The sequence below is a fragment of the Promicromonospora sp. NFX87 genome (genome assembly GCF_048564965.1).
Taxonomy (GTDB): Bacteria; Actinomycetota; Actinomycetes; order Actinomycetales; family Cellulomonadaceae; genus Promicromonospora.
On the sequence record NZ_CP183413.1, the window covers coordinates 5,094,762 to 5,108,820 of the forward strand.

Genomic DNA, 14,059 nt, shown 5'->3' on the forward strand with positions numbered 1-14,059 from the left:
GCGCGACGCGCCACCACTGCCACCACGGCGAAGAACGCGATGGTGAGGAGGATGAAGGCCAGATCGGTCATGTCTCAGGTCTATGCCCGACGGCGCCCGGCGGACCGCGCCCTTGACGGAACGTTGACACGTGCGCCGACGACCCTGACACCCCCCTGACGCCGGGCCCGGGCCGCCGAGATAGAACTGCAGCGAGATAGAACCGTGGCGACGTAGAACTGCAGCGAAGTAGTCGGCCAGCGAGACGGACGCTCAGCGGCCCGCGCATGAGTACCGAACGACCATCTCGCTGGCCGGCTACCTCGCTGCAGGACTACCTCGGCAGGGTGGGGCCGACGGCCGCTACCGCGCGGGCCACCTCGATCGCGCCCGGTTGGTCACCCTCCGAGAACACGGACAGCGCCACGTGGTCGGCGCCGGCGTCCAGGTGGGCCCGCACCCCGGCGAGGATCGCGTCAGCGTCACCGACGGTCGCGATCGCGTCGACCAGCTCGTCGCTCATGGCGGCGATGTCGTCGTCGCCGAAGCCCATCCGCCGCATGTTCGCCGCGTAGCCGCCGACGGAGAGCAGGAAGCCCAGCGGCCCGCGCACCGTCTGGCGGGCACGGCCGAGGTCGGCGTCCAGCACCACCGGCTGGATCACCACGAGCGTCGCGTCCGGCCCGAGCACCTCGCGCGCCCACGCGGTGTAGCCGGGCGTCACCAGCATCGTGATCGCGCCCGCCGCGCGGTCCCGCGCGAGCTCCAGCTTGCGGGGGCCCAGGGCCGCGATCAGCCGCCTCGCCGCGGGCAGCGAGGTGTCCGCGCCGTCGAGCTCGTCCAGGAAGTCGCGCAGCCCGGCGAGCGGCCGTGCCGTCCCTTGCGGCGCGCCGAAGCCCCCGACCAGCCGTTCCGCCTCGCCGTCGCCGAGCATCCCGAGGAGGCGGACGACGTCGTCGACGCCGTGGACGTCCAGCGACACGATCGCGGGCGCGACCCGCACCTTCTCCGTCGCGCGGAGCAGCTCGGCCAGCGGTTGCAGGAGCTCGAGCTGCCCGCCGAACAGCCACAGTGCGGAGAAGCCCAGCCGCTCGGCCTCCGCGGCCTGCTCGAGGTGCGCCCGGTCGTCGGCCACGTTCAGCACCAGGCCCAGCGGCCCCAGCTCCAGCTCACTCATCAACAGCTCCCGACGCAGATCCACGGACCCGCAGGTCCTTGTCCACGCCGAACGCTAAGACCCCAACCGAAGTTGAGGTCAAGGTAGCCCGGGAGCAACAAGGCGACCCCAACACCGTGCACGTGACTCTCGGCGTGTCGCGTGCGTGGTGTTGGGGTCGTTCGAGCCGGACGGCGTCAGAAGTCGAAGAGCTCCCCCAGGAGGGACTCCTTGCGCTTCTTCTTGTAGCGCGGGTCGTCGTGCCGGCGGTCGCCGTCGTACCGGCGGTCCCGATCCCGGTCGCCGTCGTAGCGGCGGTCGCCGTCGTACCGGCGGTCACGATCACGGTCGCTGTCGTAGCGGCGGTCGTCGCGCCGGCGGTCGTCGTAGCGCGGGTCGTACGCCGGCTGCGGCGAACCATAGGGCCCGGCCTGCACGGGGTTCGGCGCCGGCGGGGCCATCGGGGCCGACGGCGCGGCAGGCCGGTTCTCCGCGGCGATCTCGGTCTCGACCGAGCGGTCGATGACCTTGTCCAGCTCACCGCGGTCGAGCCACACGCCACGGCACGTGGGGCAGTAGTCGATCTCGATCCCCTTGCGCTCGGACATGACGAGCGTGGTCTGGTCGATGGGGCACAGCATCGTGTGGTCTCCTAGCGGTCGTCGTCTGCCGGTCACCCAACGGACGAGCAGGTCGTGCGGTTCCGTGACGTCGGCGTCAGCTACCAGGGATCCGCGTAAAAACCCACGCTCTCACGAGAGACCGGATCACCCAAGAGCGCGAGCCCCGAGTAGACGATGCTCGCGGAACCGTCGTCCTGGGCCGCCACCACCGCCCAGATGATCCCGGCGATCAGCGCCAGCCCGGCGAGGACCGCGAACGCGATCTTCCAGGCCGACCACGGGCGCTGCCCCACCACCTCGGCGGTGCGCGCGTTGACCAGCACCTGGAACGGCTTGCCGCCGTACAGGTACGTGGCGATCCACACCGGCAGCAGCAGGAGCTTGTAGGTCACGTCCGAGTAGCTGGTGGACACCTGGTGCACCCGCTGGACGTCGCCGCCGATGTCCCGCTCGCAGTCGTTCTCGATGACGGGGGCCATCTCCCGCTTGGCCGCGTCCAGCCCGGCCTCCGGCTCGACGTCGTACCGCAGCGTCTCGTAGCCCGCGAGGTAGTCCGGCTGGTACGCCGCCGCCTGCTCCAGCGGCCACGGGCTCAGCTTGGCCAGGTGCTCGGGCATGACCCGCTGCGTCCCCGCGACGAGCACGTCGTCGAAGGCCCGCGCGACCGTGCCCGACGCCGGGTACCAGGCCGTCTTCTGCACCTGCCGGGTCTGGGTCTGGCTGCGGCCCTCGGAGTCGGTGGTCGTGTACGTCTCGGTGACCCAGTAGTGCTCGCCCCGCTGCCCGGTGTAGTCCGACCGCGTCTGCGAGTCGAACGTCCAGTGCGGCAGGTAGACACCGTGCGCCTGCTCGGCGGACACCACCTTCTTGAGGGCCGACGGCGCGAACCACCGCGAGCGCACCCACTTCTGCAGCGCACCCTGCATGGTCGCCCGGTCGACCCCGAAGGGCAGCACGGCCTCCGGCTCGACCAGGCCGAGGCTCTCGACCTCGGCGACCATGGGCGACCCGCAGAACCCGCACTTCTGCGAGAGGTGGTCGCTGGTCGTCATGGCCCCACAGGTTCCGCACCGGTAGTCGTGGGTGGCCGGCGCGGCGGGGCGCCGCATCGCGGCGAGGGCCGCGAAGTCGTGCTCGCGCACCTCGCCGCCGGTCGGCGTCACCTGCTGCGCGTGCCCGCAGTACGGGCAGGTCAGCGCGCCGGTCCTGGCGGCGAACTCGACGCTCGCCCCGCACTGCTCGCACGGGTAGGAGCGGTGGGCGGTGACGCCGCCCTCAGTCAGCTCCGCCATCGTCAGGCCTGCGGGAGGGGCGGCGGGGTGGCGCCGAGGTGCTTCGCGACGTCCGGCACCGACGACGCCGGCTCCCAGCCGGCCATGCCCGCGCGCCAGATCAGCGTGCCGGCGGTCAGCGTGCCGGCGGCGGCCTGGGCGGCGAGCGCCGCGTCGTCGAACGGGCCGGTCTGCGCGCCACCGTTGCCGAGGTACCAGCCGGGCATGGGTGGCGGGCCCGCCGGAGCGGTCTGGGCTGGGGCGGTCTGGGCGGGAGCGGTCTGGGTGGGCGGGACTATCGCGTTGCCCACCGACTGCCCGAGCCCCATGCCGATCACCGCGCCGGCGCTGCCGCCGCCCTCGGCCGCCGCCTCCATCGCCTGGCCCGCCTGGAACTGCTGGAACGCGGCCATGCTGCCCACCGTCCCGGACGAGACGATGCCCATGGACGTGCGCTTGTCGAGCGCCGCCTCGACCTCGGGCGGCAGGGAGATGTTCTCGATGACGAACTTGGGCACGGCGATGCCGAGGTCCGCGAGCTCGTCGGTGAGCCGGGCCGCGAGCTGGTCGCCGAGGTCGCCGTGATGGGCGGCGAGCTCGATGACGGGGATGCCGGACGAGGCGAGCACGCTCGCGAGGTGGCTCACCATGTTCTGGCGCAGGTACTCGTGCACCTCGTCGGTGCGGAACTGCGGGTCGGTGCCGACCAGCTCACGCAGCAGCTTCGACGGGTCGACGACGCGGACGGAGAACGCGCCGAAGGCGCGCACGCGCACCATGCCCAGCTCCGGGTCCCGCATCATGACGGGGTTCTTGGTGCCCCACTTCATGTCGGTGAACTGGCGGGTGCTGACGAAGTAGACCTCGGCCTTGAACGGCGAGTGGAAGCCGTGCTTCCAGCCCTTCAGCGTCGAGAGCACCGGCAGGTTCTGCGTCTCGAGCGTGTAGGTGCCGGGCGCGAACACGTCGGCGATGACGCCCTCGTTGACGAAGACGGCGGTCTGCGACTCGCGCACGACGAGCCGCGCGCCCATCTTGATCTCGTTCTCGTACCGGGGGAACCGCCACACGATGGTGTCGCGCGTGTCGTCGAGCCATTCGACGATGTCGACCAGCTCGCCCTTGATCTTGTCCAGCAGGCCCATGACGTGCTCCTCGTTCGCTCCTACCCGGGACGCTCGCCCGGACGCTGCAAGCATCAGGACCCTACAAGTCCGGCGCACCAGGGGGAACGAAAGAAGGGCTCGACCTGCCCGGCGCCGTATCGCCTGGCAGCGGGCGACTGCCAGTGACCTGGACATGTGAGAGAGTTTCACCAGCAGGGGTGACACCCGGCGAACCTGTCCGGAGGTGCAAGGACCGATGACCGTCCTCGTGGCGTACAACGAGTCACCCCAGGGTGAGGCCGCGATGCGCGCCGCCGTCACCGAGGCGACGCGACGTGAGCAGGAGCTGGCCGTTCTCGTGCTGACTCCGCAGGTGGGGGCCAAGGTCCCCGCGGCGCTCGCACACCTGCTCGACACCGTGCCCGGCAGCGTCACCGTCGCGCCGATAGTGTTCCGCGCCGAGCACGCCGACGTCGCCGACGCGATAGTCGACCAGGCCGAGGCGGTCTCTGCCGACCTCGTGGTGATCGGCTCGCGCAAGCACTCGACGGTCGGCAAGTTCCTCGTCGGGGCGACGACGCAGCGGGTGCTGCTCGACTCCCCCGCGCCGGTCCTGGTGGTCAAGGCCGGCTACGCCTGATCCCCGCTACTTCACCGCGCCCGACGTGATCCCCGAGATGATCTTGCGCTGGGCGACGACGAAGACCGCCAGCAGCGGCAGGCTCATCAGCACCACGTAGGCGAAGATCAGGTGCCAGTTCTCCAGGTACAGCCCGGCGCTGGCGACCTGGAACAGGTTCAGCGGCAGCGTGTCCAGCCGCCCGCCGACCACGAAGAACGCGTAGAACACGTCGTTCCAGACGTACAGGCAGATCAGGATCGTCGCCGTCGACAGCACGGGCGCCAGCAGCGGCAGGATGATCCGGCCGAACACGCGCAGCGGCCCCGCGCCGTCGACCCGCGCCGCCTCCTCGAGCTCCACCGGGATCGTCCGGATGAAGCCCGTGACGAAGAAGATGACGGTCGACAGGTACATGCCCATGTAGACGCCGATCATCCCGATCGCCGTGCCCGCGAGGCCGAGCTGGCGCAGCAGCAGCACGACGGTCACGACGGCGGGCGGCAGCACTATGCCGCTGATCGCCAGCGCGTACAGCACCGCCATGAGCCGGGAGCTGCGCCGGGCGAGCACCCATGAGGCGAGGGACCCGAGCGCGAGCACCCCGATGACCGCCGGGACCATGACGAGCAGGCTCCCGAGGAACGCCGCGGGCACCCGGCCGTCCTCCCAGACCGCCGCGAAGTTCTCGGCGTACTGCCAGGTGGTGGGCAGGGACAGGTCGGGGTCGAGGGCCTCGCCCTGGCTCTTGCCCGCAGTGACCACCACTATCCACAGCGGCATGCCGATCAGCAGGACGACGGCGAGGATCGCCGCCACCGGCTGGACGCGCCGCCACGTTCCCAGCTTGGTGTTCACAGGACTTCCTCTCGCTTGCGCAGAGTCCGGATGACGGGGAACGCGAGCGCCACGACGACGACGAAGAGCACCAGGCTCATGGTCGTGGCCTGCGCGAACAGGCCCTGTCCGAACGTGCGGAAGACAAAGATGTTGAGCAGCTCGGTAGTGCGGGCCGGGCCGCCGCCGGTGGTCGCCTGGACGATGTCGAACCCGTTCATCGAGCCCAGCAGCGCGGTCGCGACGTTGAAGGTCAGCGCGGGCGCGAGCAGCGGGAACCGGATGTGCCGGAAGGCGGCCCAGGCCGAGGCGCCGTCGAGCCGGGCGGCTTCCAGGACGTCCTCGCTGATCGTCTTCAGGCCCGCGAGATAGATGAGCATGGACAGGCCCATCCACTTCCAGGCGTGGACGAGCGCGACCACCACCAGCGTCCACGTGGTGTCCCCCAGCCAGGGGATCGTGACCGGCTGGCCGGTCAGGGCGCTGAGGATCGCGTTCGCGGCGCCGTCCGGCTTGAGGATCGCCTGGAACACGTAGCCGGCGGCGAGCGCGGACATGACGACCGGGATGAAGAACATGACCCGGGCGAAGCGGTTGATCCTGGTGTCGCGTTCGAGCAGGAGCGCGAGCAGCAGCCCGAAGAGGTTCTGGAAGATCGCCACCAGGACCGCGTAGACCAGCGTGATCCGCAGGGACGACAGGAGCGTGCCGCTCGAGACGAGGTCCTGGAAGTTCTGCAGCCCGACGAAGCCGATCTCGCTCTTGAAGCTCGACCAGTCGGTGAGCGAGTAGACGAAGTTGAAGATCGTCGGCAGGAAGAAGAACACCCCGAGGACCACGAACGCCGGGACGAGGAAGGCGGCCGGATGGTTGGCGCGGTGGCCCAGGTTGGTGCGCACCGCGTCAGAAGCCTTCGATGCCCTGGGCTCGGGCGAGCTGGGCGAACTGGTCCTGGGTCTGCTGCGCGACCTCTTCGGGCGTGGTCGTGCCCTGGATCATGTCGGCCAGGTAGATGTACAGGTCGGGGTTCGCCACGGCGAGCGCCTGCATGGACCCGACGGACTCGCCGAGCGACGCGTGCGCGTCGAGGAGCGCCTGCGGCACCGAGTCCGGCGTCGGGACGCCGTCCTGCAGCGAGATGGTGTCGCGGTCCGCCACGAAGTCGGCGTAGCCGTCGCCGAGCCAGTACGACAGGAGCTGGCGTGCCGCCGCCTCGCGGTCGGCGTCACCGGTCCTGAAGGCGACCAGGGCGTTGGACTGGTCGGGGATGAACGTGCCGACGTTGCCGGTGGGCGAGATCGGGAAGAAGCCGATCCTCTCGTCGAGCTCCGCGGCGTCCGCCTTGGCCTGGAGCTGGCCGAAGAACGAGTTGACCTGGACGGCCATCGCCGCGTCGCCCGCGAGGAGGGCGTCCGCCTGGTCCTCGAACGTCGCGGTCTTGATGTCCTCGTTGAAGAGGCCTTCGTCGATCAGGCCCTGGTAGGTCTCGATGGCGCCGAGGATCGTCGGGTCGGTGAACTTCTCCTCGCCGGTGTTCACGCGGTCCCAGAGCCCGTCCTGGGCGGCGTCGGCGAGCTGGACCTGCACCCACCACTGCGTGGCCCACTGGTCGGCGGCCATCTCGAAGAACGGCGTCTCGCCGTCGGCCTTGAGGTCGCGGGCGGTCTCAAGGAAGCTGTCCCAGTCGGTGGGCGTCTCGGTGATCCCGTGCTCCGCGAAGACCTCCTTGTTGTAGTAGACGCCCTCGACCGCGGGGCTGGTGATGAGGGCCGCGTAGCGGGTGTCGTCGAGGATGCCGGTGATGTCGGCGAGCCCCTCGCTGTACGAGTCGACCCACGGTGCGCCGTCGAGCGGCTGCAGGTTGGTCGGCGCGTTGAGCGCGGTGAGCATGGAGCCGGTCGGCTGCCAGAACGCCAGGTCGGGCTTGTCTCCCGTGGCGACCTTGGTCTGCACGCCCTGCTCGTACGGGTCGGGGATCGTGACGACCTCGACCTCGGCCCCGGTGAGCTCCTCGAAGCCGGCGACGACGGCGTCGGGTGCGGTGTTGGAGTTCTGGGCGGCCCAGATGGTGAGCTTCGTGCCGGTCAGGTCCGTGTCCTGCGCGGGCCACTCCACCGGACCGGCGCCCGTGGCGCCGCCCGGTTCGGCCCCGCCCGGACCTGCCGTCGGGTCGCTGCATCCGGCGACGAGGAGGCCGACGGCGAGTGCCGCGGCCGGGATGGTCAGATACCTCTTCATATCGACTCCTTGGATGGGCGCAGTCATCACCGACTGCGGGTCGTGCGGGGCCGCCGGGCGGCCCCGGTGGTCAGACGAGCCCGGCGGGCCGGACTCTCAGGACGCGGGCCTGCGGGCCGGCGGGGATCTGGACACGGACGGGACCGTCCCCGTCGCGAGCGACGTGCCACCCGTCGGCGGGCCGCCCGTACGCGACGTCGACGGCTCCCGCGGGCAGGTCGAGCTCGAGCTCGGTGCCCTCGGTCCCGCGCCACCAGACGACGACCAGCGACTCGTCGGGTCCGCGCAGGCCGGAGGCCACGAGCGGGGCGGTCCAGTCCGGCAGCCCGAGCGGCCAGAACGGGACGGCGTCGACGAGCTGGGACGTCCACCGCTTCGCCAGGCCGACGCCGTCGGCGACGAGCGCCGCCTGCCCGGGCGTCATGTCGTGCAGCTTGCCGGAGAGGTAGAGCCGGCCGGCGAGCCCCGTGCACAGGGTGAAGACGATCTCCTCGTCGGTCATGTCGGGCTGCGGGTAGGCCCAGTTCGCCGCCTGCTCGGGCGCTATGCCGACCAGCGCGCCGGCGGCGATCGGCGGGTAGAGCAGGGGGTTCTGCTGGTCCGACGTCGACTGCAGGTCGAGCCGGGACAGCAGCGCGTAGTCCGAGCGCATGGCGCCGGACGCACAGTTCTCGATCACCAGGTCGGGGTGCCGGGCGAGCACGCCGTCGATCCAGTCGAGGTGCGCACGGTTCTGCTGGAGCAGGCCGTCACCCGGGCTGTCGGCGTCCAGGTCGGTGCCCGCCCCCGGCGTGACGTTGTAGTCGAGCTTGAGGTAGCCGACGCCGAAGCACTCGACCAGGCGGTCGACCACCTCGTCCAGGTGCTTGACGACGTCGCGGTGTCGCAGGTCGAGCAGGTGCCTGCCGTGCTCGGTGATCCGGACGCCGTGGCGCTGCAGGAACGCCTCGTCCGGCAGCCGCTCCGCGAGCGGGCTGCGCACGCCCATGACCTCGGGTTCGAGCCAGAGCCCCGGCACCATCCCGGCGGCACGGATCGCGTCGACGACGCGGCGCAGGCCGCCGTCGGGGAACCGCGTGACCGAGGGCTCCCACAGACCCACTGAGTCCCACCAGTCGCCGCCGTCGTCGTACCAGCCGGCGTCTATGCAGAAGTACTCGGCCCCGGACCGGCCCGCCGCGTCGATGAGCGGCAGCAGCTTGGCGGTCGTCGGGTCGCCCATGAGCGTGTTCATGTAGTCGTTGAAGACGATGACGGGACGGCGCGGGTTGTGGCGCAGCGCGCGGCGGTGCCGCGTCAGCTCGGCCAGCGACTCCTGCCAGCCCGCCGACGCCGCGACGGATACCGGCACGGTGTCGAACGCTTCCCCCGCCCTGAGCACACGGGTCCAGGCGTGGTCGTCGTCGGTGGGGCCGAACAGGCCGAGCACGAGCACCTCGGAGTCCCGGGCGTCCAGGCGGACGCCGAGCTCGGCGCGCCACGCGCCGTTGTGCTCGACCTGCCAGGCGAGCGCGGGCCCGCCGTCGGCCAGGACGACGCCTGCCGGGTTGTACCGGCCGGACGACCACGTGCCCGCGCTGACCAGGCTCCGGGAGCCGCGGGCGTCCTGGTGCTGGTGGGCGGGCAGGTCGAGCCCGACGAGCCCGGCCTGGTCCGAGAGCCTCGTCCAGGCCCAGCGGTTCTCGCCCACCCACTCGCCGTAGCCCTCCAGCGTCGACGTGCCGGCGACCGGAGCGGTCCCGACCGGGCGCCCGATCACCAGCGACGACACGGCCTGGAGCACGAGGGGCACCGAGCCGTCGTTCCGGACCGTCGTCCACGACTGCAGCGAGGTGCCGTCCTCGCGCATCCGGAGGTGTGAGGTGACGTGCAGCGTCGTGGCGGCGTCGCCCTGGAAGACCCGGACCGTCCGCCAGCCGTCGGCCTCCGTCACGTCGTGGCCCAGCACCCGCAGCCGTGCGCCGATCGCGGTAGCGGTGTTGCGGGTGTTGCCGCTGGCCCGGCCGTGGCCGACCGCGAGGATCTCGACCAGGGGCTGGGTGGGGGTCCCGGCGTCGGCGGTCGTCGACAGGGCCGCCGGGGCGTCGGCGGGCAGCACGAGCGCCAGCTCGGCCCCGTCCCGGGACCAGAGAGCTACTCGCGTCGCTGCTGAGTGATGGTTCGCCGTCGTCGGCTGGCTTCCTTGCACGACGTCATGAAAGCGCATATCAGAATCGAGCGCAAGGCTCCGTCCGGCAGGACTTGTTTCCGGGAGCTAGGGCGCCGCAACCGCTTTCAGCCGACGTCGAGGGCCCGGTCGGCACGCGGCGCGGCCGAGGAGCGCAGGATCAGATCGGGGACAAAACGCACCGACACCGGGACCGTCCCGCTGTCGATCTGAGCGTTGAGCAGCTGGAACGCCTTCTGCCCGAGCCGGACGAAGTCCTGGCGCACCGTGGTCAGCGGCGGCGTCCACAGGTGGCTGAGCGGGTGGTCGTCGAACCCGATGACGCTCACCGCCCCGGGCACGCTCCGGCCGGCGTCGACCAGGCCCTTGGTCAGGCCCATCGCGAGCTCGTCGTTGCCGCAGAGCACCGCGGTCACCTCCGGCTGGAGGGCGAGCCGGGTACCCGCGTCGTAGCCGGAGTCCGGCGACCAGTCGGCGTACAGCACGGGCGGGACCGGGGCACCCGCCTCGGTGAGCGCGTCGCGCCAGCCCAGCAGGCGGGCGCTCGGCCGGCCCGGGGACGGGATCGCCACGTGGTGCACGGTGTGGTGACCGATCTCGAGCAGGTGCTTGGTCGCGCGCGCGGCGGCGAAGCGGTCGTCCATGAACGCGTGCGCCACCTGCTCGTCCGCGGGCCGGCCCGAGGCCGCGGCGACCACGGGCAGCCACGGCGGGATCGCGGCGAGCGCCGCGACGCCCGGGGGGTCGTACTCCAGCACGATGGCGCCGGCCATCGGCTGGCCGAGGGCGTGGTCGATCGCGGCGTCGACCGTGCGCTTGTCGTCGGTCTCGACCACGGAGATGACGACCATGTAGCCGGCCTGGCGTGCGGCCTCCTCGATGCCCTGGAGCGTGGCGGCGTAGCCGTACCGCGTCGTGTTGCCGGCGAACACGGCGATCATGGGCTGCCCGCCGGTCGCGAGCGCCCGGGCGGCGCCGTTGGGCCGGAAGCCCAGCTCCTTGATCGCCGCCATCACGCGTGCGCGGCGCTCGGGGCCCACCGGTACCGAGCCGCTGAGCACGCGGGAGACGGTGGGGACGGAGACGCCGGCGACGCGCGCGACGTCGGCGATGACAGGCGGCTTCATCGGGCGGTCAGGTTCCACGGGGCCAGGCTACGTCGAAACCCGGCAGCTGCCGGGGACGCCCTTGCCAAACTTCGATGATTGACGCTTTCATAGTCACCGCACCGCGTCCTTGACGCGATCCCGGTCCCGATCCACGAAGGAGTGGAACCCAGGTGAGCATTCCTGATAGCGCAGATCAGAACGGATCACGGCGGACGTCCCGTCAGCGATCATGGCGGTGGTCCCGACAGCGACGAGGATGGAGCGGTATCGCAGTGACAGCTCTGGTGGCAACAACACTCACGGTCGCGCAGCCGGCGGCTGCCGAACCCGAGACCCTCACCGTCGACTTCGGGAGGACGACCGGAGAGTTCCGGGGCGGCGCCACCGGCACGCTCTACGGGTTCGGCGACGAGGGCGCGCCCACGCAGGCGCTCATCAACGGCGCGCACATCACCAACTCCTCGCAGAAGCCGCCGTTCGGGACGCAGCACCCGAGCGGGGACGTCCTCAAGGTCGAGGACGGCTTCTTCGCCAAGCACGGCGAGGAGCTCGCCGTCTACATCCAGGACCACTACCCCGACTGGCCGTACCACGGTGGCGTGCGCGTGGGCGACGTGCGCACCTACGACCAGGCCACCGGGGAGTACGTCGAGGAGCCCAACGGCGTGTGGGACTACCTGGAGGTCGTCGAGCTCATGGTGGAGGTGGTCGCCACGCAGTCCGACCACCCCGAGAAGTACCTGTTCATCCCCATCAACGAGCCGGACGGCATCTGGTACCAGGACTGGCCGACGATGAAGGACACCTTCCTCGCCGACTGGAAGGCGGTGCACGACAAGATCCAGGAGGTCTACGCCCGCCACGGGCTGGCGCCCGCCCGGATCGGCGGCCCCGGCGACGCTCACTGGCAGCCCGAGCGGTCGCGGGACTTCCTCACGTTCGCGAAGCAGAACGACGTGCTGCCCGACGTGTTCATCTGGCACGAGCTCGGCATCGAGAACCTCGCGACGTTCCGGTCGCACTTCGCGGAGTACCGGGCGCTCGAGCGTGAGCTGGGCGTCGGGCCGATCCCCGTCAACATCACCGAGTACGGCGTGCCGCGCGACATGGGGGTGCCCGGCCAGCTCGTCCAGTGGTTCGCCATGTTCGAGGACGCCAAGGTCGACGCGCAGACGGCGTACTGGAACTACGCCGGCAACTTCTCCGACAACAGCGCCCGGCCGAACGGGGCCAACGGCGGCTGGTGGATGTTCAAGTGGTACGGCGACCTGGCCGGCTCGCAGACCGTACGGGTGACGCCGCCCGAGCTGGACGCCGTCGACACCCTGCAGGGCATCGGGGCGATCGACGCAGCGAACCGCCGGGCGACGGTCCTGTACGGCGGCACCGGCTCCGACGTCCGCCTCGACCTGCGTGGCCTCTCGCGCGGCGTGTTCGGCCAGACCGTCGACGTCGAGGTCCGCGAGGTCACCCTGAGCGGCGCGGAGGGTCTGGCGGGCACGCCGCGCGTCGTCCACGCCGTCGACGGGGCGCGCGTCGCGAGCAACGGCACGCTGGACCTCACCGTGCCGACCTACGACCGGTACGCCGCCTACCAGGTGATCGTCACCCCCGCGCAGGACCGCGTGGTCGCGGTGGACCCCGTCTGGACGACCAGCATCGAGGCCGAGGACACCGAGCTCACCGGCGCCCGGACCTATGTCCAGGACCCGCAGGCGAACGGCGGCTGGAAGTTCCTCGCCTCGGGCGGGAAGGACGTCGGGTCGTTCAACCAGCCGACGTCGGCCGCCGACTGGACCGTCACCGTGCCCCGCACCGGCACCTACCGGCTCCAGGTCATCGGCGCCACGCCGGGCAAGCCAGGCCGGCACGCGCTGTTCGTCGACGGTTCGCACCGTGACGACATCCAGTACGCGGCCGACCTGGCGCTGACCGACACGGCCCGGTGGCAGTACCGCGGCAGCACGGAGGTCGCGGTCGAGCTCACCCAGGGCACCCACGTCCTGTCCGTCCGGGCGAGCCGGGACGGCAGCCAGACCCTGCCGAACTCGGACATCACGCTCGACAAGTTCCTGCTGACCGACATCACCGACGGTGAGCCGACCACGTACCCCGCCAGCACCCTGCGTTACGACGGCGGCGCGGGCCTGAGCTGGCAGTCCGGCACGCGGGGCTTCGGCGCCGTCGCGGGCGAGGACCAGCGGGCCGACGCCTACGTCACCGCCATGGAGACGGGCTACTACGACGTCGCCGTCGACTACCAGACCGCCGGGGCCTCGGACCTGCGGCTGGAGCTCGGCGGCCGGGTCCTCGCGGACGTACGGGTCCCGAACGGCGGGCACCGCCGCACCACCGTCCGCGCCCACCTCAACGAGGGGATCAACGAGATCGAGCTGCGGTCGGGCCGCGGCGCCCGCGTGAAGTCGGTGACCGTCACCCGGGCCGCCGAGGGCGACGCCGCGGCGTCGACGTTCGAGGCCGAGGACCTGACCCTGCGCGGCGACGCCGCGGTGGTGAGCCTCGACCCGTCGTCGGGCACGAACGCCTCCGGGAGCAAGTACGTGGGGTGGGTCGGCCAGGGTGCCGGCAACCACGTGGCCGTCCCGCGCGGCGCCGGGTTCGACGCTCCCGGCGACTACGACGTGGTGGTCCACTACGCGAACGCCGAGACCTCCGGGGAGCACCAGTACAACCCGCAGGTGGTCGACCGGCAGGTGGTGGTCACCGAGGGCGACGACGCGGCGCCCGTCGGCTCCGGGTACTTCCGGTACACGTACTCGTGGCACAGCTTCTGGGAGCGGACCATCCCGGTCACGCTGACCACGGGTACCGGCGAGCTGAGGCTCGGCAACCCGACGGCCTGGGCCCCGGATATCGACCGCGTGACGGTAGCCCCGCTGGTGGTCGGGACCCCGTCGACCACCCGGCTCCGCTGACCTGTCAGAAGCCCGCGG

Annotated in this window: 11 protein-coding genes; 2 read left to right on the plus strand and 9 right to left on the minus strand. The window is 71.3% G+C overall.

Translation table 11 applies throughout. The features are described 5' to 3' along the window. Window positions 1–313: 313 nt before the first annotated feature. The 4 genes from ACNYC2_RS22900 to ACNYC2_RS22915 form a co-directional block, all read right to left on the minus strand. Window positions 314–1,156, minus strand: a complete 843-nt coding sequence (locus tag ACNYC2_RS22900; RefSeq protein WP_419703988.1) for a TIGR03620 family F420-dependent LLM class oxidoreductase — start codon at window positions 1,154–1,156, stop codon at window positions 314–316. 176 nt (window positions 1,157–1,332) lie between these two features. Continuing rightward, complete coding sequence (locus ACNYC2_RS22905) at window positions 1,333–1,776, minus strand: zf-TFIIB domain-containing protein (protein WP_419703989.1); 444 nt, start codon at window positions 1,774–1,776, stop codon at window positions 1,333–1,335. An 80-nt stretch (window positions 1,777–1,856) separates the two neighbouring features. Further along, window positions 1,857–3,050, minus strand: coding sequence for a hypothetical protein (locus tag ACNYC2_RS22910; protein ID WP_419703990.1), 1,194 nt, complete (start codon window positions 3,048–3,050; stop codon window positions 1,857–1,859). A 2-nt stretch (window positions 3,051–3,052) separates the two neighbouring features. After that, window positions 3,053–4,174, minus strand: coding sequence for an SPFH domain-containing protein (locus ACNYC2_RS22915; protein ID WP_419703991.1), 1,122 nt, complete (start codon window positions 4,172–4,174; stop codon window positions 3,053–3,055). A 217-nt stretch (window positions 4,175–4,391) separates the two neighbouring features. Here ACNYC2_RS22915 and ACNYC2_RS22920 point away from each other — a divergent pair, with 217 nt between their 5' ends. Then, on the plus strand, window positions 4,392–4,775 hold the full coding sequence (locus ACNYC2_RS22920; protein ID WP_419703992.1) for a universal stress protein: 384 nt from the start codon (window positions 4,392–4,394) through the stop codon (window positions 4,773–4,775). 6 nt (window positions 4,776–4,781) lie between these two features. Here the strand turns inward: ACNYC2_RS22920 and ACNYC2_RS22925 are convergent, their stop codons facing one another. The 5 genes from ACNYC2_RS22925 to ACNYC2_RS22945 form a co-directional block, all read right to left on the minus strand. Beyond that, window positions 4,782–5,612 carry a carbohydrate ABC transporter permease gene (locus ACNYC2_RS22925; RefSeq protein WP_419703993.1) on the minus strand — a complete coding sequence of 277 codons (831 nt, stop codon included), beginning with the start codon at window positions 5,610–5,612 and terminating at the stop codon, window positions 4,782–4,784. Continuing rightward, entirely contained in the window at window positions 5,609–6,490 is an 882-nt protein-coding gene (locus ACNYC2_RS22930) for a carbohydrate ABC transporter permease (RefSeq protein WP_419703994.1), read from the minus strand. The genes ACNYC2_RS22925 and ACNYC2_RS22930 overlap by 4 nt, the downstream gene beginning before the upstream one ends. Window positions 6,491–6,494: 4 nt before the next feature. After that, window positions 6,495–7,829 carry an ABC transporter substrate-binding protein gene (locus ACNYC2_RS22935; protein WP_419703995.1) on the minus strand — a complete coding sequence of 445 codons (1,335 nt, stop codon included), beginning with the start codon at window positions 7,827–7,829 and terminating at the stop codon, window positions 6,495–6,497. 70 nt (window positions 7,830–7,899) lie between these two features. Next, complete coding sequence (locus ACNYC2_RS22940) at window positions 7,900–10,017, minus strand: glycoside hydrolase family 36 protein (RefSeq protein ID WP_419703996.1); 2,118 nt, start codon at window positions 10,015–10,017, stop codon at window positions 7,900–7,902. An 86-nt stretch (window positions 10,018–10,103) separates the two neighbouring features. After that, window positions 10,104–11,141, minus strand: coding sequence for a LacI family DNA-binding transcriptional regulator (locus ACNYC2_RS22945; RefSeq protein ID WP_419703997.1), 1,038 nt, complete (start codon window positions 11,139–11,141; stop codon window positions 10,104–10,106). 248 nt (window positions 11,142–11,389) lie between these two features. On the opposite strand from ACNYC2_RS22945, the gene ACNYC2_RS22950 reads away from it, so the two are divergent. Then, window positions 11,390–14,041: a hypothetical protein gene (locus tag ACNYC2_RS22950; RefSeq protein WP_419703998.1), complete on the plus strand. Its 2,652-nt coding sequence runs from the start codon at window positions 11,390–11,392 to the stop codon at window positions 14,039–14,041. The last annotated feature ends 18 nt before the right edge of the window (window positions 14,042–14,059 follow it).

Bases quoted from the DNA above. Each gene is read 5' to 3' on its own strand.
- ACNYC2_RS22900 (WP_419703988.1), bottom strand. From the start codon at position 1,156: ATGAGTGAGCTGGAGCTGGGGCCGCTGGGCCTGGTGCTGAACGTGGCC.
- ACNYC2_RS22905 (WP_419703989.1), bottom strand. From the start codon at position 1,776: ATGCTGTGCCCCATCGACCAGACCACGCTCGTCATGTCCGAGCGCAAG.
- ACNYC2_RS22910 (WP_419703990.1), bottom strand. From the start codon at position 3,050: ATGGCGGAGCTGACTGAGGGCGGCGTCACCGCCCACCGCTCCTACCCG.
- ACNYC2_RS22915 (WP_419703991.1), bottom strand. From the start codon at position 4,174: ATGGGCCTGCTGGACAAGATCAAGGGCGAGCTGGTCGACATCGTCGAA.
- ACNYC2_RS22920 (WP_419703992.1), top strand. From the start codon at position 4,392: ATGACCGTCCTCGTGGCGTACAACGAGTCACCCCAGGGTGAGGCCGCG.
- ACNYC2_RS22935 (WP_419703995.1), bottom strand. From the start codon at position 7,829: ATGAAGAGGTATCTGACCATCCCGGCCGCGGCACTCGCCGTCGGCCTC.